Here is a 24,729-nt window from a genome sequence, read left to right as displayed (position 1 = left end):
CCGTTTCCTCTTCCAGAAAACGGGCGGTGAGTCCCGTCAATCGGACACATACCGCGCCGTTTTCATCACACAGCTCAATATGATAGGCGCCGTCCGCTGAGGAAAGCACCGCCCACATCGTCTCACGACACGCAGAAAACACCTGTATATCCTGCAGGGCAAACGGCAGAAACGGCCGTCCGGACGCGGAACCGTCTGAGAGCACGAGACCGATAGAAGCCTGAAGGGCGGCGTCCAGCATGCTTGGATGCAGGATGAACGACTCCTTTTCTTCGCAGGCGGACGGCGGAAGAGTGAGCTTTGCGAGCACTTCTCCGCTCCCGGCATAGACGGCGTCAAGCGCCTGATGAGACGGTCCGTAGGAAATGCCGAGGCTGTCGAATGCTTCATAGCACTCAGCCTTTGACATACGCCGGCCGCCGCAGCGCGCCTGAACCGCTTCCACATTGAGTACCGGAGCACGCTCCGTCTCTTCGAGCACGGCCTTTCCCTGGAAAAAGACAAGCGGCTCTTCTCCTTCGGCATACGCTTCAAAAGCGATGTCTCCGTTTTCTTCCGGCTGAAGCTTTACATGAAGCGTCACTCCTTCAGAAAACGCCGTCACCGGACGGAGCCAAACGATCTGTTTGAGCCGGACACCCGCTTTCCCGCCCGGCAAGTCTTCAGCGGCAAGCGTAACGGCGGCCCGGGCCATTTCTAAAGCAGCCGCGCCCGGAAGCACCGGTTTTCCATTGACGATATGATCGGCAAAAAACGGTTCACGCCCTGAAAAAACAGAGGTAAAGCGCTGGGCGGTAAAGGTCGATGTATTCGCATGGAGCAGCGGGTGAAGCTTTTCACGTTCAGCTGAGTTCCGGCTTTCAAGCTCTCTCTGAAGACAATCGGACGCCCAATACGTCTGCCTGGCAAACGGGTAGCCCGGCAGATTGCCGATTCGCGGCAAAGGTCCGCCATAAAGCAAGTCCCCTTCGATTTCATAACCTTGACAATAAAAATCTGCCAGCACGCATAACAGCTCCTGATATTTTCTATGGTCAGAATATGAGGCGCTGCACTTGCCAAGCACTTCTATTATGTGCTCCTGAATATGCTGACGGCCTGCAAAGTGCTGCGGTACTTTTCCCGAAAACGCATAAGGGTGATGTTCATTAAGCTTTGCCTGCTTCCATATATACACTGTGTCATCAGCATCTTGAACCACGATGGCGGCGCGATGGTTAAAGTGATGCCGTCCTTTTAGCAACGTATAGCTGAGCTGGGCTAGATCATTTTCTTTCAGTCCGCCATTTTCCGCCCAAGTGATCATATCTTCGATTTTTTCCTGAAGGGCATCCTTTGTTTTTGCAGACAAAGTCAGTAAATATGCAGGGGCATGCCGATGAGGTGAAACGCTGCGCTTATAGCTTTCCATAACGACATGGGCGTTTGTTCCGCTCATCCCGAATGCGCTGACTGCCCCCATTCGGTTTTTATCCGGCAGAGAAGGCCACGGTTTTCCCGTTTTATTCACATAAAAAGGACTCTTCTCCCAGTTGATATAGCGGTTTTCCCCGCTGCAATGCAGACTGGCGGGAATCATTTCACGGGAGAACGCCTGTAAAAGACTGATCAAACTGACAATGCCTGACGCGGCAAACGTGTGGCCGATATTGGTTTTAATTGACGTGAGCGCGCAAAATGCTTCTTTGTTTGTATAGGCAGAAAATGCGTCATAAAGCGCGTTAATTTCCACCGGATCACCGAGTTTTGTACCTGTGCCGTGTGTGACGATATATTCGATATCTTCAGGGTTGATACGGCCCCGGTCATAAACGGAAGTAAGCAGCCGGGTCTGCGCGACGCCGCTCGGAGCGGTAATTCCGTTTGTTTTCCCATCATAATTGATGCCGCTCGCCCGAATCACCCCGTAAATCGGATCACCATCCGCTTCCGCCTCTCTCAGCGGCTTAAGAACAACCGCCGCGGCCGCTTCCCCCGGAACCATGCCGTCAGCCCTTTTATCAAACGCGAAGCATTTCCCGTTTTCCGACAGCATTCCGGCTTTATCTATCGTTTCAAAAAAGTCCGGGGTATTCATGATATTCACCCCGGCCGCAACAGCTGTTGTGCACTCTTTATTCTGCAGGCTTAATACCGCCTGATGGACAGAAACGAGCCCCGAAGAACATGCAGTATTTATCGCCATCACAGGACCTGATAAATTCAAGTGATAAGCCAGCCGCGCTGCCAAAATACCGTTATGATGAGACGTGACATTGCCTTTGTCCCGTGTTAAAAGGTGATAATCTCCTTCTTCCGCCCCCGCAAACATACCGATCGTCTGCCGCCTGATGTGACTGGCGCCGTAGCCGGCGTCCTCAAGGGCCCTCCACGCTTCCTGAAGAAGCAGCCGCTGTTTCGGATCCATCGTTTCAGCTTCCCTCGGCGATATTTCAAAAAATAAAGGGTCGAATTCGTCCGCCCCCGGTACAGCGCCGAGTTTCCATTTTGAACTTGTGAAGCCTTTTTTTGCGACCGGTGCGACAACGTCCTTTTCCTGAAACAGAATGTCCCACAGCTCGTCCGCCGTGCGTGCCTGAGGAAATCGGCCGCTCATGCCGATAATGGCAATGGAATCAGCTGCCTGACTGCCCTCGGTTCCGGCGTTCAGCTTATTTCTTCCCCTCTGCTTCTTCCGCTTTTCCGTTCCTGCCTTTTCAAAGACAGATTGATCTGTGGATTCAGGTTTCTTTTCTTCATAGACATGCTCCATGACGGACTTGTGTTCCGTCAGAAAATAGCGGACGACCTTCTCGAGTGTGGAATGTCCGAAAAACAGGGACGGTGTCACTTCAATTCCGTAATGAGCGGACAAAGAAGAGGCGAATTCCGCCAAACTGATAGAATCAAAGCCGAAATCAGCCAGATTGTCAGCGTCCGTCAGTCTGTTCTTGTCTATTTTCAAAAGCCCCGCCGCCAGTTCCTTCACATCCCAGCTTACGCATTCTTCCAGTGTAAAGCCTTTCATTTCACTCCGCCTTCCTGAAAACGGGACGTTCCTGTGTACAGAACCCGAAATCGGCCGTTCGCCTTGATCTATCTGCAGGAAGCGTTTGGCCCTCGACGGAAAACCGGCCAGGACGAGATACTGGCTGGACGGCTGGACTAACAATGTTTCAAAAGCTTCGAGTCCTTCCTCTGTGTATAAATAACGCTGTCCGCTTGATTTTAAATACATATCGGTGCTTTCCGCCGTGCCGACATGCATCCCCCCTTCTTTCCAAAGCGGCCAATTGATGGCAAGTGACTTGCCGCTTCTGAGTCCGAGGCTCACAAGTTTATCCCGATGATGGACAAAAGCCATTTGGAAGCGGTTCCCCATTGCGTAGTCACAAGAACCGAAGTCTCCTAAAATCGCTGAAGAAGAAGAGAAACAACAGAAGAAGTCAAGCGGCTCCCGTGACAGAACCAGATCTAACACCGCGGTGCCGTCCGCTTTTGGCGCTAAGACTTGCTGAAAGGTTTGCAGATCTTTCTCCAGAATGCTTTCAGTGCCTTGAAGACCTGCAGCGTGAATGACACCGTGAATCGGTCCGCATCCTTTCTCTTTCGCTTCTTGCAAACCTTTCTCCATCTGAGCCTGATCTGCGGCATCCGCCTGCACGTAAAACACCTTGGCGCCTGATTCTTCCAATCTCTTGATCTTGTTCATCACCGGGCCGCCTGCCGCTGATCTCCCCGTCAAAATGAGCGTAACCGGTCCTTTTTCAGCAAAATATCCGGCGAATAACAAGCCTAACCCCCCGCATCCGCCGGTAATCAAGTACGTTTTTCCGCTTTTTATCACACGCTGCTCAACAGGGGCAATATCCGTCTGCTTCATTTCCATGACGTGACGGATTTCCCCGCTGTACATGACACTGCGGAATGACTCGCTGTGAAGCTCTTCACATACGTTATGGATCAGCTTTTCAAACGGTCCTTTTTGTCCAAAATAAACCGCGGCCGTATCCGTCTCCGGCAGAATCAGTTTCAGCGACCGTTCCAGCCCGATCCATGACTCGGCGTAACTGATATCGGTATCGGTCCCGCACTGAGCGGAAAGAAGGATTCGCCTCGGTTTAGAACGCAAAGAAGCAGCTGCGCGGATCACATGATAGAGAATGGAATAGTCTTTCACGGCCTTTTCATCTTCAAGCGGCCATCCATATAAAACGGCATCCGCTTTGCCACAAGCCGTTTCAATATGCCGAAACGTTTCTTGATATGCTTGTCCGTCAGTGATTTTAATTTGATAATGCGTGTTTGAAAGCTTTTGAGTTTCCTCACCCTGTGAAATAAAAAACACGCCGGTTCCCGGATAAAGAGATTGTAAAAACTGATAAGCATGCTTTCTGGCAGCTTCTCCCGTAAGAAAACAGATGACCGTTTTCAGCTCTTCATGAATGGATTTCACCAGAGGCTGCTGAATCCACATTTCTTCAAATATCATCATCTCGGATTGTTCCTCTTGCCCGTGATCCTGCTGAGACGGCTGTCTCATTCTCACCCCTTTGATTTCTGCGCAGACAATGCCGGTTTCATCACAAAATTGAATGTCACAGCCGGTTTGATTCTTTTTATTAATATACATCCACATGCCGGATGAACACGGACGCATGACGCGCAGTTCTTCAACTGCTTCAGGCACGATATGGACTGACGGCTCCGTTTTTGCCAGGACATGAAAAGCTGCGTCCAAAAATTCCGGCGGTATATGATATCCCGGATTACGGCCGCCGCTTTCATCTATAAGAGCAAGCTTCGCCCAAACCGCATTTTCTCCCGCATAAAGCTTTTCAACGGTGCGGAACTCCTTACTGACGGTTACACCTGATATGCCTGGTGTTTCATAATCGAATGACAGCGGGCGGCAGTCTTTTTGTAAGGAGACAATATCAAGCACGCGGGATGGCTGTATGTTCCCTTGTCCGACGATTCCATAATGATGCAGCTTCTCTGCGTCACTGTATATTTCATAATGGATGCCTTCCCCGTCTTCAGACAGAAGGGAGAGATTGACGCCCGCACCGCGATGTCCGCCGGTAATCGGGTCAGTCCATGCCGCCGTTCGGATCCATATCTCTTTTTCTTCAGAGCTGTCTGCCGCATGATGATAAGCCGCTAGCGCCATTTCTAAATAAACGGCTGCCGACAGAACCCGCTCCCCTCTCACATCCTGGAAAACATGTTCCCGGCCTGTAAAAGATGTATGATAGCTTTGCTCCGCCAAGGTTGACGTATTTTCATGCAGGAAAGGATGCACATATTCAGTTGTTCCGGTTTTTGGTTCTTCCCGCTTCATCCAGTAGCTTTCTTTCGCAAATGGATAAGACGGCAGACTGATACGATGCGGCAGCGAGCCTTTATATAAAGATGCCCAATCAACGGGCGCCCCGTGAACCCAGGCACTCAAAAGACTGTCAAATTGACGTTTTTCCATCCAATCACTGACTGTGCCTTCCGTCTCTGTGACAGAACTATCACTCCGGCCTGTAAACACCCCGCTTACGGAACCAGCATTATTCAGAAAAGCAGTCAGCTTCTGTTCCAATTCAGAAACAGAGTCCGCTGTCATCGCCAGCCGTTCTTCCATCGGGACTCTGCCGACTTGAAGGGTAAATGCCGCGTCAAGCAGATTTGCATCTGTAATTGTTCCGTTTCCGGCGGCATCCGACAGCAACAGAGCCCGTTCGCGCAAGCGGTCTTTATCTTTTGCCGATAAAACAAAAAGCGCCGGACGGCCGGAGTCTGCCGAAGTTATTTCTGCCGGTTCATACTCTTCTATCAGCAGGTGGGCATTCGCTCCGCCCGCGCCGAAAGAAGATGTACCCGCGATTCTCGGATATTCCCGTGTTACTCCTTCAGATTCTATGACCGGCCGTCTCCATTCCGCCGTTTCCTGCTGCACGATAAAAGGAGAAGTTTCAAAATCAATTTCCGGGTTCAGCTGCTTTGAATGCAGCGACGGCACCAAATATCCGTGTTTCATCTGAAGAAGAATTTTAGTGACCGCAGCAATGCCCGCCGCACTTTCCAGATGTCCGATATTGGATTTAACAGAACCGATGGAACAAAATTGCGCTGCATCCGTATAGCGGCGGAAAGCCTTGGTTAACCCTGCGATTTCAATCGGATCTCCCAAGGAAGTGCCGGTGCCGTGGGCTTCCAGATAGCTGATTGCTCTCGGGTCAATCCCTGCCCGCTCCATCGCCTCTGCGATCACTTCCCCTTGTGCATTCGGATTCGGAACGGTGAACCCGTTCGTTTTGCCGCCGGCGTTCAGAGCGCTTCCTTTAATGACACCGTATATATGATCATGATCTGCAACAGCCTTATTCAACGGCTTTAACACGATACAGCCGACGCCCTCTCCGTCAACAAACCCGTCAGCCTTATCACCGAACGCTTTGCACGCGTTTGACGGTGACAGCATTCTCATAGAAGAAAGCCCGATATAATGAACCGGATCTGTAATCAGGTTTACGCCGCCGGCAATCGCGCATTCAGATGCACCTGTTCTGATGCTTTCTGCGGCGAGATGAATGGCGGTTAAGGATGAGGAGCATGCGGTATCGACCGCGATGCTCGGACCGTGAAAATCAAACACATAGGATACGCGGTTCGGGATAAAGTGGTAGTGGGCCCCTGTCGGATAGTTGCCGTTCATGACACCCGCAAAGACACCAACCTTTTTACCGGCGCATAGTGAATCAGGGGTATATCCGGCATCCTCAAGGGCCGCATAAGCGGTTTCCAGAAACAGTCTCTCCTGCGGATCCATGCGCTCCGCTTCTTTCGGGGAGATTTTAAAAAACAGCGGGTCAAATTTATCAATATCTGTTAAAAAGCCGCCCCACTTTGTATACATCCGGCCTTCCTTCCCTTTTGTATCATCATAGTAGTCCCTCCAATCCCAGCGGTCTTTCGGAATTTCGGTGATTCCGTGTTCACCGGTCTTTAACCGTTCCCAGAACTCATTAACATTTTCAGCTCCGGGATACCTCCCGGCAAGACCGACAATTGCCACTTCAAGGTGTTTTGACGGCGGTTCGGAAGCGGGCGGCGCTTTTTCAGAAAAAGATGCCGCTTGGCGCTTCGTCAATCCGGCGCTTTTTTTGCGGCTTTGCTTTTTCTGTAAAGTGTGCGGCGTCTTTTCGGCTTCTTTATTTGTCTTGAAAATCCCAGCCATATCTTCCTGTCTTGAGCTGACGAGATATTCCGCTAATCCGCCGATTGTCGGATACTCGAAGAACAATGTGCTGCTGATATCAGGGACGTCTTCCCGCACGCGGTTGGTCAGCTGTACGATTAAGATGGAATCGATTCCGTATTCTTCAAGGGGCGTATGGGCTTGAACGTCCTCAATCGGCATCTTTAAGATGGAGCTGACGATCTGTTTCAGGTACTCTGTGCTTTTTTCAAGCAAAGAGCCGGATGATACCGCTTCAGTATGACGGACTTCTTCAGAAAATTGCGCATGCAGTTCGCGCTCCTTTGTTTCAGTCAAGTATGCGGCAAGCTCTTCTATCGTCCGGTATTCAAAAAACAGCGTGCTGCTGATATCAGGGACGAGATCCCGCAGCTCATTCGTCAGCTGAACGATCAGAATAGAGTCAATGCCGTATTCATCCAGAGGAGCCAGCGGATTTATCTCTTTTGCCGGCATTTTTAATACTTTTGCCGCAGCCCCTATCAGAAAAGCAGCTGTCTTTTCCGCAAGCCCCTCTCCCGCTTGTTTGATGGGGAGCTGACGATCAGAGGATGGTTGCGGTACGTTTGATTGGCGCTTTTGCGCGGTGTAAGCTTCCCTGCTCTGCCTGATGACTCCGTTGCTTTTCGCCGTGATAATCTGCTGGGTGTGCAGGCGTTCGTTTTCAGCCGGAAATTGAATGGAATGAAAGCCTTCAGCCATTAAAACGGATTTCCATGTTTCCGGATAAAGACCGGGGCACCCCGGAATCCGCAACGCCTCGTCTTCGTACAGCCACCAGCCCTCTAATAAGCCGAATGTAACATGTGTAAACGGCGTATGCCCGCCCAGTTCATTAACGAGCAGCAAACCGTCCTTTTTCAATACGGCTTTTGCCGTCCGTAAGGTTTTCCGGATATTTTTGGTGGCATGCAGCACGTTTGCGGCAATAGCGATATCGTAGGTTCTCAGATGTAATCCCTGGCCCGCCGCAGGCTTCTCCACATTAAACAGCTGATACGTCAAATACGGATTGTCCGCGCCGTATTCCTTTTCGGCATGCATTAAAAAAGCTTTTGACAAGTCGGTATAACAGTATTCCTGAATATAGTTTTGATAGGGGCGGAGCTTTTTAAACAGTGTGCTGCTCGTTCCGCCGGTGCCCGCTCCGATCTCCAGCAGACGGATGTTTGCATCAGGATTGTTTTTAATTACATTTTCCACATACATACACGCTTCATTTGCCAGCACATCGTTGTAATAATCAGCGAGAATGTTATGCTTATAGATTCCTTCAACAAGCTCCATTGAAGAATCGGGAAACATCAAGTCAGTGGCTTTTATTTTGCCTGTTAAAATGTCAGGCAAAGCTTGAATGACGGTATCCGTCAGCAGAGCCTGCGCTTTCATATCCGGATCTTTCAGCCATTCGTTTTTCTTCTTATGCCACTCTTCCCAAACCGCGGCCGTTTCACCGCTTTTAAGATCGCTGTCTAAAAGACGGATGCTTTCTTCCAGCCAGCGCTCATATAAAGGCAGACAGGAAGCCGCAGGCGCTTCGCCGGTCAGCCCCATTGAACGCAGCGTCACCCGCAGCACTTGCAGCAAAAGCCGATTCAATTCTTTCATTTGATTGCTTATTTCTGTTCTTAAGGATAACTGTGTACGGTCTTTTTGTTTGTCTCCCTTACCCAAAACCTTATCCTCCTAAGAAAATTAAATTTGCTCCGTCATTTTGACAGGCAATCAGATAGTCACAAATTCATGAGGGTTCATTCCCTCGATCGGAATCGGCTTGGTCAGCTTCATCAGCCCCATACGGGAGATCGGCTGCGTCAGCAAAGTTTCCAGCGCCTGCATCCCTTCCGCCCGGCTGATCAGCCCGAGACCGATTTGGCTCAGTCTGTCAAACTCTTCAGAAATGTGATTGTCAGCCCGCTCCCAATAACCCCAGTTCATCACTTTGACCCGGCATGACAGCCGTCCGGCAAGCTCATGGGCAAATGCGTCTTTAAATGCACACCCCGCCGCATAATGACTTTGATTCGGATTCTTAATATATGAAATAACCGAAGAGAAAAAGAGAATAAAGTCCAAAGACTCTTTCGCAAATACTTCGGCAATGTTGACGGAAATATCCACTTTCGCTCTAAGGCCGGCGTGAAACTGTGATTCTTCCATATCTTTTACGCTTTCATTCGCAAATACCATCGCTGAATGAACGACGCCGCTGATGGTGCCGTATGTGTTTTTAATCTGTTCATAGGCGCGCTGAAGCGATGGAAGATCAGAAGCATCTGCGGCTATATATTCGGGAGCCGGGCCTGATGGCCGGTACCGGTCTATTTTTTGGCGTATCCGGCTGTCCAGCGGCCGCCTCCCGATCCAGACGACTCGGGCTTTATACATCGTCACCATATAATCTGTCCAAACCTCGCCGATGCCTCCCGCACCGCCGATGATGACATATACGCCTCCATAGCGGTAAGGAACACTTTCAGACGGCTCGCTTTGGACCGGAAGCAATTGAGGCCGGTACCATTCATGATGTCTGCGCACCCATGCTTTACCCGTACGGTCACGGGGCAGGCTGAATATGTCTTCTGCGGGGAAATCCCCCCCGTCTTCAAGATCGACCAGACGGATGTGCCAGCTCGGATGTTCTTTAGCGAGAGACCCGACGAAACCGTGCACACTGGAATGAGCGGGACGCACCTCATCATATTGGGTGATAGGCTGTGCTTGGTGCGTAATCACCGTCATCCCGAGCTGCTCTTTTCCATACCCGAGACCGATAAGAGCTTTGGCCGCTCTGAAAATTTGCAGCACCCCGCTTTTTTGATCATGGATGTAAGAATCAGCCGGCTGAGGGGCAAACCAGATCATATGCTGAATCTCACCGAGACGGCGGAGCAGATCAGATATCGCTTCAACGGAAGCACTTTGGCTGCTGTCAAATCGCACAGCTTTAGGAAACAATCGTAAAACCGCGTCAGCCTGCGCGTCTGTACCGCCTATAATGACAGCTTTTGCCTCAGAAATGGGGAAGCCGGTTTGGTTGTCTATCGGTTCTGCGTCCCATACCTGCATCAGTTTGACGGCTCCGGTAAGATTACCCGGCAGATCGTATTGCTTATTATCGGTTACGGGCGGCGCACTTTCGGCCATTCGGGCAGAAAATCCTTTTATCCTTACACACACATTGCCGCGTTCATCACATATATCAATGTCCATTCTTCGCACAGCCGGTGTTTCATGCGTCACAAACACGGCCGCCCACATGTTTGGATTGCACGGATGAAAAACGGTCAGTTCATGCAATTCAAAAGGCATTAACGGCTGCTCCGGATAACCCGCTTGATCTTCATTCATAACGCCGATGGCCGCCTGAAAAGCGGAATCAATCAGACTAGGATGGAGCACAAACTGTTCGGCCTCATCAGAAACGGAAGCAGGGAGCACCAATTTAGCCAAGGCTTCTTTTTCCCCGCAATAAATGTGATCAATTCCTTGATGTGAAGGTCCGTATACAATTTCCGCCTTTGTAAACGCCGCATAACAGTCTTCTTTTGACAGCACTTTTTTGCGGCATCGCGCTTTCAGCTGTTCAATATGCAAGACCGGCGCCTCAGACAGCGGCTCAATCACAGCACTGCCTTCACAATAAATGTCTGAATCGTTTTCATTGCTGTACACCTGAAATGAAATATTGCCGTTATTCTCCAAGGACAGCCCTGTCGTCATTCGCAGCGGCTCTTTTTTATGAACGGCCTGGCGTATCCAGCTGATATACCGCAGCGAAATGCCGGTTTTAGCCGTGTATTCAGCGGCTAACGGCGCGGCAGCCAGTCCAGCCGCAGCTCTCGCCATTTCAAGATAAACCGCCCCGGGGAGAACACGCTTGTTTCGGACGATATGATCGGCTAAGAAGAATTCATCTCCGTTCAGTACCGTGCTGAATTTTTGTTCTAACAAATCTGATGTATTGCGGTGAAGCAGCGGGTGAAGCCTGCTTTCTGTATTTATGGAAGTAACGGGATGATCGGGCTCCGGTATCCAATATTGTTCCTTTGCAAACGGATACGTCGGCAGACTCATCCTGCGCGGTTTCTCCTCCTGATACAGCCGCGTCCAGTCTATCTCAAATCCTTTTGACCACAACTCCGCAAGTTTTTTGTAAGTGCCGCTGTCCATCCATTTTCGGATCAGCTCCTCCGTATCCTGCTCATCATTCAGGAAACCCCTGATTTCCGTTCCGCTATCAGACCGCCCTTGAAAGCAGCCGTCAATCTGCCGTTTTCGTTCTGTAAATTCGGTTAATTTCCGGATCAGGTCCGCTTGATCGTTCACTAAAAAAACAAGCCGTTCTTCCATTGCCAGCCGTCCCGTTTGCAGCGTATACGCCAGTGACCGCAGGGAAAAAGGTTCATCAGGCTGCTTATCTAAGCCGGACTGACCGAAAAGACCGGAAAGAATATTCTTATGTTTCTCAACTTTTGTCAGACATTCTGCTAAAGTCCGGACGGAAGTATGCTGTATGAGATCAGTCATGTCTATTTCCAGCCCGTATTGATCCGTCATCAGCTCAGAAACCTGTGTCAGCTGCATGACATCCAAGCCGAATTCCTTCCAATCCTGTTCACCATCTACCGAGCCGGCCGCTACATGCAGAACTTCCGCCAGAACACCTCTCAACGCATTTTCCAGCTGATTTTGCATTGTATCTATTTTGTCATGAAGCGGACCGCTTCCTTCAAGCGCTTTATCTTTGAGAAATATCAGCAGGCGGGCAGCGTATTCCTGCAGCCGCTCCGGATTTTTCGCTGATAGAGGCACGATATACGGTCTCTCTTGATTCTCCGTAATGCCGGGGTTTTTAGGCCTGTACTCTTCTAAAATGAGATGAACGTTTGAACCCGTCGCCCCGAATGAACTGATGCCTGCGCGTCTCGGACAGGAATGTTCACTGCCCTTCTCTGTATACGCCGGCTTTTTCCATGACTCGGTTTTTTGCTGCACGTAAAATGGCGAGTCCTCTAAACGAAGATACGGATTAATCGTCTCTGAGTGTAAAGAAGGAACAAGCGTTTTGTGAAACAGCTGCAAAATCGTTTTATGAAGCCCGCTGATCCCGGCGGCTGATTCCGCATGTCCGATATTCGATTTAACGGAACCGATCGCACAAAATTGCCGATCCTCCGTAAACGTGCGGTAAGCTTTAACAAGACCTTGTATTTCAATCGGATCTCCTAAAGAAGTTCCGGTTCCATGCGCTTCCACATAAGAAATCGTCCGGGGATCAATCCCCGTTTTTTCAAAACATTCAGCTATCATATCCCCCTGCGCCACGGGGCTCGGCACGGTAATCCCACTGACGGTTCCCACGTGATTGACGGCGCTGCCTTTTATCACCGCATAAATATGATCCTTATCTTCTTCGGCTTTGTGAAGCGGCTTCAGCAGCACGGCCCCGATGCCGTCAGCTGAGACATAGCCTGTGCCGCCTTCGCCGAACGTGCGGCACAGCCCATCACTCGAATGCATATCCATCAAGCCGTATGTGATATATTTTGTCGGGTGCAATGATAAATTGACGCCCCCGGCAAGAGCTGCTTCACATTCACCGCGTCTCAGACTTTCCGCCGCCATATGGACGGCCGTCAGAGATGACGAACACACCGTGTCAACCGCCATGCTCGGCCCGTGAAAATTGCAAAAATATGAAACCCGGTTTGCGATCGGCGCATAGTTCAAGGGATAAGGAAAGACCAGCCCTTTGGCCGCAGCTTCAGCGCCGACGAGAGAATAATCCATATGCATCACCCCGGCAAACACACCGACGTTCATTCTCTTATTCGGCCCTTTCGGCTGAACGATTGTTTCCGGCGTGTAGCCCGCATCCTCAATCGTTTCCCAGCATGTTTCTAAAAACAATCGTTCTTGCGGATCTTTAGCTTCTGCCTCCCGCGGAGAAATCCGGAAAAATTTCGCATCAAAACAATCCGGATCATCTATAAAACCGCCCCATTTGGAAATCGGCTTGCCGGACGGCGATCGCAAATGCTCATATTTCTTCGTATCCCAGCGGGAACGAGGCACTTCCGTTACGCTGTTTTTTCCATTTTTTAAATTTTCCCAGAATTCACGAAGATTTTTGGCGCCGGGGTACCGTCCCGCCATCCCGACGATGGCAATATCTCCATTCTGCGTTCCCGCTGACGCCGATTTTTTCACGCGGATTTGGGTCGTCCTCTTTTTTTCCCGGTGCAAAGGTTCAGCATTTGAATGTCCGCTTTGAGCATGGCCGAAACCGGCTCCGTAATGTTCGCACAAATACCCCGCCAATTCCGTGATTGTCGTGTATTCAAATAACAGCGTCGGCAGAAGCTGCGTTCCGATTTTTCGTTCAATTTCCTTTACCATGTCCAACAGCCCCGGAGAATCCAGCCCCATTTCATAGTAGCCGATATCCGGGTCAATCTCTTTCACAGGTTTGTTCAATCGGGCGGCAAGCAATTCTTTTAAATAAACGATGCACTGTTCAGTAAGGCCGGCGGAAGTCTCCGAAGAGCGGGGCTCGGAAGCCGCCGGTTCCGCTTGCGGAGCCGGGACGGCATTCCGCCCGTCAGATTCTTTCTTTTGCCGTTTCTGATTGATCAGTTCCGGGTCCCTCACCAGTTTATTGGCGAAGTTTTTCAGTTCGCCGACTTTTCTGCCTTCCTCATTGAAAAACTCCATTGTCACGTAAACGAGATCTTTCTTACGGGTGACGGATTCTTTTTTTATCTTGGTGATACATGTCGTCTGCAGCAATTCGGCACAATAAAACGATTCATAAAACAGCGGCAGAAATAATTGCTCCTCCTCCCTCGTCAAAGGAGCGAGATATACATTGGAGCCGATGCTGCTCGCATCGATCAATGCGGGATGAAACATCGCCTCTTCTGCATGTTCCAGCTGATCCTTTTGCACCGACAGATCAATATAAATCTCTTTTTCAGTTTGGTAGACGCTTCCGCAGCCTTTCATCATTCCTGAATGAACCAGTTCTTGATCCCTGCATTCCGCGTAAATGTCCTCAATCGGTATTTCTGCCGCCGTTTGTTTTACGGCATCCATCCGGACGCTCTCTTGGAAGCCGGCGGGCTTGACGGAATGCATGTGCGCCGCGGCATATACCTTTGTCTCTGCTGCTTCGTCACCTTGTTTTTGCCCTTTCACCTCCACCTTCCACTGCCCTTCGCTGCTCACTGTACAATCAACGGAAAGCAGGATTGATTCTCCCTGTTCAGGAGCTAAAGGGTGAAAAATCGATAAGTGCCTGAGTTCAAGGCCGGCATGAAAAAAACCGTTTTCTCTGAAAGTCTGATAGATCAGGTCAATATAAGCCAGACCCGGCAGCAGTTCCTTTCCATAGGCTTTATGATGTTTCAAAACGGGATGCTGATTGTTAATAAGAAGCTGCTCTCGCATATGAACTTCCTCCATATCGACGTTCAATTTTCAGCGCAATCAGTAAGTCTTCATTTGTTTCCAAAACGTATTCGGGCGGGACTTATGTGCGTTTTCATGCAGGTTTTCGGCTTTGTCCGGACGAATGGGCCGGCGTTTTAATTCCTGTCTCGGCAAAGGCTTTCTAACCGGGGTATACGCCTTTTGCTCCCAAGCTTCCACTATGACATGGGCATTCGTCCCTCCGTCAGCGAAGCTGCTGACGGCGGCAATCCGCGGTGAATCCGTCCATTCACGCAGAGCGTGCGAAAAATAAAACGGCGAGGCGGACAAATCGTAATGCGTCATCGGCTCTTTGCCCGAAAGGAAAGGCACACGCATTCGGCGCGAGAGCATAAGCACTGTTTTAATGAATCCGGCAATCCCTTCAGCGCATAACGGGTGTCCGATATTCGGCTTCATCGACCCCAATTCGCAAGGCGCGCTGTTTTGCATACGGTACACCGCTTCAATCGCCCTCAGTTCCAAAAGGTCTGTTACTTCAGAGCCTGAACCGTTTGCTTCAATGTAGCTGATATCCTCCGCTTTTCTGCCGCTTTTGGCAAGCGTTTTGGCCATCACTTCTTTTTGCGCCTGTATATTCGGTGTGGCAGGCCCCGCGGTTCTGCCGTCATTGTTTACGGAAATGCCTTTAATGACCGCATGAATCCGGTCCCCGTCTTTTACAGCCTGGGCCGCTGTTTTTAAATACACCATTCCGACGCCTTCTCCCAATACGATGCCGCCGGTGCGGCGGTCAAAAATATGAAACGCAGGCTCTTCGCTTAACAGATTGCGAAGTTCGAACATCCGGTGGGTTTGACCGGATTCCAGCAGACTGACTCCCCCGACCACCGCTGAGTCGATTTCGCCGCAAGAAAGCGCCTGTATCGCCATATTCATACCGACAAGCGCTGAAGAACAGGCCGTATCCAAAACGAGACTCGGCCCCTTCAAATCAAAGAATTGAGAAAGATTGGCCGCTAAGTAATTCGGGCCGGCGGCGACTATCGGATTTTTTGCATGCTTCAGACGGTTTTCGTCAGGCATACTGCCGCCGCGTCCTCCTAAATAGACACCGGCTGACCTGCCTTTCATTTCTTGTAAAGAGTAACCGCTGTCTCTGAACAGATGAAGCGCCTCTTCTAATATAAGAAAGGACTGGATATCCATTGCCTTGATGTCTTCTTCGGGAATAAGGAAAAACTCCGGGTCAAAATGCGTTACATTTTTTAAAAGGCCCGCATAATCCGCCTTCTCCGTTTTCCAGCGTTCTCTCGGCACCCTTTGAATGGCCGACGTTCCTTCAGACAGCAGCTTCCAATAAGCTTCAATTGTTTCAGCTCCCGGAAAACGGCAGGACATCCCGACAACAGCGATGTCTTGCGCCGCTCGAGCTCCGGAAGGCTGAATGACAGCGGCTGCTGTTTGTTTGGGAACGTACGGGATTACAGGCTGAACCGGTTTTGAAACGGCAGCTTTGATTTCCGGATATGCTGTTTCAAGCCATCCCGCCAGCGCAGCAACCGTAGGGTATTCATACAGCACCGCCGGGTCAAGGTCAGCTTTGATCCTCTTTCCGATCGCTCTGGACACTTGGACAAGCATGATGGAATCGGCTCCGTAATCTTGAAAAGGTGTATCCGATTCAAATCTTGACGGCTCCAGTCTTAATTCCCGGCAGCAAATACCCGTCAGCCATTCCTCAACGCTTTCTGTATCGGCCTGTTCCTGCTGCTTTGTTTCGGTAAGGCCGGATGAAAGCAGCAGGCGGTCAGGCTCCCATTTTTCCGGGTGAATGACGGCCGGCATAATAACAGATCCGCAATCGCCTGCCATAATGGCATCAAACAGGCTCAGTCCTTCTCTGTCAGTGATGCTCTTTAAACCGCTTTTCTGATAGACCCGGCTTTTTGATTCGCCCATACCCGTTTCTTTCCAGCTTGGCCATTGGATGCTCAGCACCGGAAAACCTTTTGCGGCCGCAAAATAATCCATATAGGCGTTAGCCATGGCATAATCGCTTTGTCCCGCTCCTAATTCCGGCATCACGCCGGACACTGAAGAAAACAGCGCAAAAAACCGGAGAGGCTCCTTGTGCAGCGCTTGATACAAAAGGTCCAGTCCGTCTGTTTTAGGTTCAAGCACGGGCATCATCTGTTCTCTTGTTTTGCGGATAAAGGCGGGATGATCGAGATCTACGGCTCCCGCTGCGTGTATCACGCCTCCTATCGGCCCCATCTTCTCTTTCACCCGGCTGACGGCCTGCTCATATTCAGGGCCGGAAGATACAGACAGCACTTCCGTTCGGACCCCTTTTTGTTCGAGCTCTCTGATTCTTCTCACTTTATCGGAAAACGGGGAATTCCGTTTGATATGGTCATCCCACTCCGCTTTCGGAGGCATTGTTTCTTTTCCGGTAAGCACGAGTTTCGTGACTCCGTAACGTTCGGCAAAATGCCGGGCGAATAAATATCCGAGTCCCCGGGTCCCTCCGGTGATCCAGAGCACATGGTCTTTCGGAAATGAAAATTCTTTTTCAGCTAAGCTGTTTGTTTCCTTTAACCGCGCGTGATAACGCACACCGTTTCGGTAACACACTTCGATGTCTTCAGAATCGCGAAAAAACTCCTCTGCGATCTGGTTTGCCAGCTCGGGATCTTCGGCAGTCCGTTCTGCATCCATATGCCGCGAGCGGATATCCTTATACTCACTTTGGAGCATCCGGTACAATCCAGCCTTTTTTGCACCTGAGAGATTTATCGTTTCATTTGCAAAAGGTTCAAGCCCCTTTGTCACACAAAGCAGCTGAAGCTTTCGGCTGCGGTTTCTGTTGTCAATGAGAGACTGCAGACGATGAATCCAGCCGTCATCATGCTTGATTTCCGTCCCGCATCCGGTCACATCAATCAGGCCGCCAAACCGAGCCGCGTCCCCGGATATTACCGGTGATGCGGCGTCAATGATTTCAGACTCGGGGAAATAACGGGACAGCTCAACGGCCAAATTTCCTGTCTGGTGATCAGCAGCTATTCCGATGACGCCCCGCACTTTCTTAGCCGGAACACGGCTGCTTTCTGCCCAGCTTTTCTGTAAAAAGCGGATTTCACGAAATGTTTCAGCATCACGAACATTGTCCGGCGCTGCATCGTCCGGCCAATAGCGATCCTTTATAAATGGATAACCGGGAAGGCTGATGCGGTGCGGCAGGCTGCCGTTATAAAGCTCTGCCCAATCAATCTTCAGCCCTTTTACCCAAAGTTCCAGAAGCTTCGCGAATTTTTTTCTTTTCATCCATTTACGGACGGCATCCTGCATATCTTCATCCTTAAAAACGGCTAGAATGTCTTTATGCTGTTTGCTTTTTCCCCTGAAGCAGCCGTCTGTCCCGCCGTCAATAAAACGCTGCAGTTTTTCCGCTAACTGCTCTGTCGACGTCACGATAAACGCCGCACGTTCTTCCATCGCTTCTCTTCCGGTTTGAAGGGTGTAAGCCGCATCCCGGAGGCTGCGGTCTGTGACGTCATTTTTTCTGATCGCTTGAAGAAGCTGCTGCGCCCGCTGCTTCAGGCTGGCCTCCTGTTTGGCGGATAATAAAATGACTGCGGGGTCTTCATCTGTGAATGGCTCAGAAATCTCCCTATCAGGTTCAATATATTCTTCTATCAATATGTGGGCATTTGCCCCGCCCGCGCCAAAAGAAGAGATTCCCGCGATTCTCGAAATCTCTTTCTGCGCTCCGTTTTCCTCAATGACCGGCCGTTTCCAGTCTGCCAATTCACGCTGCACCACAAACGGCGTCCGGTCGAATGCAATATTCGGATTCAATTTCCGGCAATGTAAAGAGGGGGCCAGCTTGCGTTTTTGAAACTGGAGCAGCAGTTTCGTTACACCGGCAATGCCTGCCGCGGCTTCCAAATGCCCGATATTGGATTTAACTGAGCTGATGGCGCAAAAGCCTTTATCTGACGTTTTCGTTTGAAATGCGCGGGTCAAACCGTCAATTTCGATCGGATCTCCGAGTTCAGTGCCAGTGCCATGGGCTTCGATACAGCTGATCATCCGCGGATGTATTCCTGATTTTTCAAGCGCGCCGGAAATCACGTCAGCCTGGGCGCTCGGACTCGGCACTGTATACCCGTTTGTTCTGCCGCCGTGATTGATATGAGTGCCGCGAATCACCCCGTAAATATGGTCCTTATCAGCCATCGCTTTTGACAGCGGCTTTAACAGCACGGCCCCGACGCCTTCACCGGGAACAAATCCGTCCCCGCCTTCACCGAAACTTTTGCACGTTCCGTCTTTTGAAAGCATTCGATAGGCGCTGAGCTCCGCATAAGCCGAAGGATGCGTATACACATTCACACCGCCGGCAATCGCCATGTCACATTCGCCGCGAAGGATGTTTTCACACGCTTCATGAATTGCAGTCAGCGAAGACGAGCACATCGTGTCGACCGGCATGCTCGGCCCTTTCAGATTAAGAAAATAGGAAACTCTGTTGGCCGCTGAACTGAACGACGTTTTCGGCTGCAGGGTGCCGCCTTTTTTCCAGTACATTCCGTACCCGTTTTTCGTAATGCCAGCAAAAACGCCGACCCGGCCGTTATACAGATTCTCAAGCTGTTCCTTCGTATAACCGGCATCCTCCAGCACCTGCCAGCACATTTCAATAAAGAGACGCTCCTGCGGGTCCATATTCAAAGCATCACGGGGTGAAATTTGAAAAAACAGCGGATCAAAGAAAGCGGCATCTTTCAGAAACCCGCCCCGCTTACTGTAACTTTTCCCTGCTTTCACGGCCGCTTCGGGATCAGGGTTGTAGTACTTGTCCTTTTCCCAGCGCTCTTCGGGAATTTCCGTCACACAGTCTTTTCCGGCTGCTAAGTTATCCCAGTACTCTTCAAGTGTTTCAGCTTGCGGATAACATCCGCTGACTCCGATAATCGCAATCCCTTCTTTTGTCTGGTTCTCATTGGAAAAAGAAGGCCGTTTCTTTCGCTTGATAAATGACGGAAGCACCGGAAAATCTTCATTTGCCAAAACCTGTTCTGATATGCCTGAACGGTGCTCATCATCATTTGTCCATTTTCGGCATTCTTTTGGATAATCCGTGACAAAGTGAGCTGCCAGGGAGCCCAGTGTCTTATATTCGTAAAAAACCGTTTTGGAAAGGTCACCGAAAAGCAGAGACAATTCGCGGTTCAATTTCGTCACAGTGACTGAGTCGATTCCGTAGGTTTCCAGCGGCTCTTCAGTATCTATGTTGGAAACAGCAATTTTTGCAGTCAGGCCAAAAAGCGTTTTGAGCTGAAGAAGCGTTTGTTCATACAAACGTTCACTGCGGTGTTCGGCATTGGTTTTTCCGGGAGCGCCCGTCTTGATGACAGGCTGCAGCTTCAACCCCGACAGGGAAGCCCATATTTTTCCTTCCTCGTCACATAAATCAATATAAAAGCTCCCCGCCTTCTCTTGTATCTCGGCCCATACCTTGTCAGGACAAGATTCATAAAACAAAAGCTCGTCCAATGAAACCGGGGCGAGCGTTTTATATTCTTTGCCGCCAAGCAGCGCGCATGCCTCTGTCACACTTTGCATCACACAGGGAGGGAGGCCGAATCGGGAGGATTCTTTTTGGTTTGTCAATGGAATTGATATGTCTGCCAGCACCCGTCCTGCTGAGGCATAAATACGCTCAATTCCTTTCATGTGCTCATTGTATTGAACGGTATCGTTCTGAGTGATGGCTTCAATTTGCTGCTTATCCATCAGGGAACCGCTGTTTTCCTTCAAGCGGCTGATATCCAGCATGCCAGGCACAGCATCAACTGGCTGAATCGTCCCTTGGCTGTACACATCATGATGACTGGAATCGGAAGAAAATGGATTATAAATTTCAAATCTTTTGGCTTCACCCTCTGCGGGTATCAGCCTGATTTCGATATGGAACGGCTCAGCCTCAGTCAGAATGGGCTTTGACCACACAATATTCGTCAGCCGGACAGCCGCAGTCTCCTTTACTGTCAAAACAGCCGCAGCTCTCGCCATTTCCAAAAGAAGTTCTCCGGGCATAAGCTTTTTATGCTGTAAAGAAACATCAGCGAGAAAAAATTCCCGGCCGCTGAAAGCTGCCGAGAATCCCTGTCCCGTTTCATCGGAAATATGCTGCTGAGCAAGCGGATGAAGGGAAGCCGCTTGGCGAAGTCCCATCCGCATATCATAATCTCGCAAAATGCCGATCGCATCCTGTTTTGTCATTTTTTTATTTTTGACGTCAGAAAAAACCCGGTGCAGAAACTCTTTCATATGGTTTCCTCCATTACGCTAATCCCTGTAAAAACCGATCGTTCTTTTTACAGCGGCTTCTATGCTTATTTCGTTTTTCTCCAATTCATCAAGCAGGCGCTCATAAGTCTCAAGCGGGGACGTATCAGTCTCGTAAGTCTCCCGATGCCTTATATGCTGCGCACTGTGCGGTATCCAGCAATGTGTTTTCGCAAAAGGATAGACGGGCAGGCTGACTTTTTTTGGCCTTTCGTCCGGATATAATTTATTCCAGTCGACATGTAAACCTTGCACCCATAATTTTGCAAGCATTGCATACTTTCCTGTTTCAATCCATTGATCTACGGTCCCGCTCATTTCTGCGTTGTCCGTCATCTCTGTAAACAGCTGTTTCATCGCTTTGTTCCGGCCTGTAAAGAAATTCTGCCCCGTCTCCTTGCCGCTGAGGAAATCATTCAGCGCGTTCGTAAGCTCTTCTTTTGATTCAGCAATGACGGCAAGGCGCTCTTCCATTTCATCCCGGCCAAGCTGAAGCGTATAAGCGATACCCGCAAGAGCTCCGTCAGCTGAATGTGACTTTTCCAAATATCTGCGAAGCTGTTCCGCACGTTCCTTCAGCTGTTCCGCCCTCTTTGCCGAGAGAATGAATAAGGACGGCTGAAGTTCACCGGCCGTCCATTGTTTCTCTTCAACAGGAGAAACATATTCTTCGAGCACGACATGAGCGTTGACACCGCCAAATCCGAACGAGCTGACACCCGCTCTCCTCGGCAGTTCATTTCCGCTATCATCAGTCGCCGCTTTCCACGGCTGAGTATCGCGGACGAAATAAAACGGGCTGCCGTCGAGGCTGATATACGGATTAACGGTTTCACAATGCAGACTTTTAACGAGCGTTTTGTGCTGCATCTGCAAAATAATTTTTAAAAGACCGGCCATGCCGGCGGCAAGCTCTGTGTGGCCGATATTCGTTTTGACGGAACCGAGGCCGCAATGAGGCTGATCGGGTGCCGTTACTCCGGCTTTCTGATAAAGCGCTGCAAAAGCCGCTTTGAGCCCGTTGATTTCTATCGGATCTCCGAGCGCAGTTCCCGTGCCGTGGGCTTCAATATAACTCACTGTACGGGGGTCGATGTTCGCTTGCTGATAAGCTTTTATCATGACTTCTGTCTGTGCTTTCGGATTTGGCGATGTAAGGGAAGCCGCCCGTCCGCCATGATTTTCCGCCGTTCCGCGAATAACGGCATAAATACGGTCGCCGTCACGTTCCGCATCGGATAATGTTTTCAAAACAATCATGCCGGCACCTTCAGCTCTGACATACCCGTCCGCTTGATCGGAAAATGTTTTGCAGCGCCCGTCTTCACTGAGCATTCCCGCTTTATTAAAGCTGATATGCATATCCGGCGACACAATAGCATTGACGCCTCCTGCAATCGCGATGCTGCAGTCTCCGGCCTGAATTGCCCTGACCGCACGGTGAACAGCGACCAATGAGCTTGAACAGGCGGTTTCAATCGGTTCGCTCGGCCCATGTATATTCAGAAAATAGCTCATGCGGTTCGGACCGATTGACGGAACCGTTCCGGCGGCGGAAGAACCCTCAATCTCTATATGGAACTTTGAAGCTTCCTGAGCGTAACCGCTGTTTGTCGTGCCTGCAAAAATGCCTGTATTTGTACCTGACAGGCTTTTGGCAGAGCAGCCGGCATCTTCAATCGCTTTCCATACATGCATCATTAAAAGTCTTTGCTGAGGATCCATCATTTCGGCTTCATGCGGAGAAATACCGAAAAATAAAGGATCAAATTGAGCAGTTTCATCAATGAAGCCGCCCCACTTTACATTGCTGGCATTTTTATCTTTCTGCGGATCTCCGTAATACTGTCTCCAGTCCCAGCGCTCCGGCGGTATTTCAGAAATGCAGTCCTTTTCTCCGGCTAAATTCTCCCAAAACATTTCCGGATTTTCAGCCATTGGAAATGCACAGCTGATTCCGATTATCGCCACGGGCTCTTCAGGTGCAGCTGCGGTTTTTGTTTTAGGAAGGCGGGACGAAATCGAGAATGGCTCCGTCTTCATTTTTTTACGCACAATCGGTTTCTCCGTTTCTGTTGCTGTTTCTGCCTGTGAGCCGAATGTATCCGGATGTTCCGTCAGCAAGTATTGGGCAAAACTAAAGACTGTCGGGTATTCAAAAAACACGGCCGGTGTCAGTTCAAGCCCATACATTTTATTTAGTTCATTTGCAAACTGCGTGAATGAAACCGAATCAAATCCATAATCTCTCATCTCTGATTCAGCATCTATTTCTTCCTCTTTCACCTTCAGAATGCCTGATATCATATGTTTGAGTTCTGCTTGTACTTTATTCGGCAGATGGACGTGCGTCTTCCTTGACACATGAATGCTGCGGGACGGTTCCGGCGCTTCAGGCATCAGGTTTTTTCGAATCCGTTTTTCGTCGCCCTCTGCCACCATGACCTGGTGTTCTCCGGAGGCAAAAGCGGCATAAAGCGCTTGGATGCCTGAGGCCGATCGCATGGCTTTCATTCCGGTCTGTTCATACATCAGCCGTTCTGTCTCTTTGTCCACGCGCATACCGCCTTCTTCCCAAAGCGGCCAGTTGACAGACAGGGTCTGCCCGCTCCGCTTGTTGTCCCGCACGAGACGGTTTCGGCGGGCTGCATAAACATCCATAAATGCGTTGGCTGCCGCATAACCGGCCTGCCCCGGATTTCCCATGCCTCCCGCCAAGGAAGAAAACAGAGTGAAAAAGTCCAGCCGCACATCTTTCGCTGCTTCATCAAGATTGATAAGCCCTTTCACTTTCGGCGCCATGACGGTCTTCCGTTCGTTTTCTGTCTGGTTCAGAATGTAGTTGTCAGCGATCACGCCGGCGCCGTGAATGATCCCGTCGAGTGTTCCGTGCTCCTCCTGTATGCCGCGGACGAGGGCGATGACCGCCGCCCTGTCTGTCACGTCAACCGGTTGATACAATACGCGGGCACCCGACGCTTCCAAGCGCCGTAAGCGGGCGGAGCGGTCTTCATCAAGCAATTCCGCCCTTCCTGTTAATACGAGGACGGCGTTTTTGACGCGGGAGACTATTTCTTCAGCGAAAATCAGTCCGATGCCGCCCGCTCCCCCGGTGAGGAGGTAAACCCCTTCGTCTTTCCACGGAACGGCGCCGCTTTGAGAGACCGGCAGATGACGCCAGTTTCTGACGAGACGTTTGCCGTCTTCATAACGGATTTCCGCTTGTTCAGGATGCGCCCGGTTTTCTTTCAGTTTGGCAAGAAGCGATGATGCTGGCTCGTCCGGATCGGCTTGGATGACTTGGCCGTACAGCTTCGGATGTTCAAGGTGAGCCGTTTTCAGGAAAGCGGCCAGCCCCGCCAATACATTGTCTTCCCCCCTGTCGGGGACAAGAAGCTGGATCAGCGTTTTTTTCTTCTGTTTTTCTTTGATAAGACGCGTGACGATCGCTGACAGCTCCGCCGCGCAGGCGTCATAACGGTCCTCAAGCGGACCTTCGCCGTCAGCCGCACATACGGCGCCGCTTATGTCCTCCGCATTCATTCCACAATACAGCGTCACGTATCTGAAAGACTCTTCTTGTCCGCCTTCACCCGGCGGTGATTCCTGCCACTTTGGCTGAAGCAAGAGCGGTTTTTCCTCCGTTTCCTCTTCCAGAAAACGGGCGGTGAGTCCCGTCAATCGGACACATACCGCGCCGTTTT

The 24,729-nt window shown here is 50.4% G+C and carries 4 protein-coding genes; all 4 read right to left on the bottom strand.

Annotated features, from left to right (window positions below):
- A partial coding sequence (locus Y79_RS0119725; RefSeq protein WP_016939210.1) for an SDR family NAD(P)-dependent oxidoreductase occupies window positions 1-8,905 on the bottom strand: 8,905 nt, incomplete at its 3' end.
- A 51-nt stretch (window positions 8,906-8,956) separates the two neighbouring features.
- Window positions 8,957-14,683 carry a type I polyketide synthase gene (locus Y79_RS0119720; RefSeq protein ID WP_016939209.1) on the bottom strand — a complete coding sequence of 1,909 codons (5,727 nt, stop codon included), beginning with the start codon at window positions 14,681-14,683 and terminating at the stop codon, window positions 8,957-8,959.
- A 39-nt stretch (window positions 14,684-14,722) separates the two neighbouring features.
- Window positions 14,723-21,007 carry a beta-ketoacyl synthase N-terminal-like domain-containing protein gene (locus tag Y79_RS0119715; protein WP_016939208.1) on the bottom strand — a complete coding sequence of 2,095 codons (6,285 nt, stop codon included), beginning with the start codon at window positions 21,005-21,007 and terminating at the stop codon, window positions 14,723-14,725.
- A gap of 18 nt (window positions 21,008-21,025) precedes the next feature.
- The coding region (locus Y79_RS01000000120285) for a type I polyketide synthase (RefSeq protein ID WP_032864923.1) at window positions 21,026-24,729 on the bottom strand (3,704 nt) is incomplete at its 5' end.

It is taken from the genome of Bacillus siamensis KCTC 13613 (assembly GCF_000262045.1).
In the GTDB taxonomy this organism is placed as follows: domain Bacteria; phylum Bacillota; class Bacilli; order Bacillales; family Bacillaceae; genus Bacillus; species Bacillus siamensis.
Note: the sequence above shows the minus strand (reverse complement) of the source record. Positions and strands in the feature narration are given on the sequence as shown.

Excerpts from the sequence above, each read along its gene's own strand:
- Y79_RS0119720 (WP_016939209.1), bottom strand. The coding sequence starts at position 14,683 with ATGCGAGAGCAGCTTCTTATTAACAATCAGCATCCCGTTTTGAAACAT.
- Y79_RS0119715 (WP_016939208.1), bottom strand. The coding sequence starts at position 21,007 with ATGAAAGAGTTTCTGCACCGGGTTTTTTCTGACGTCAAAAATAAAAAA.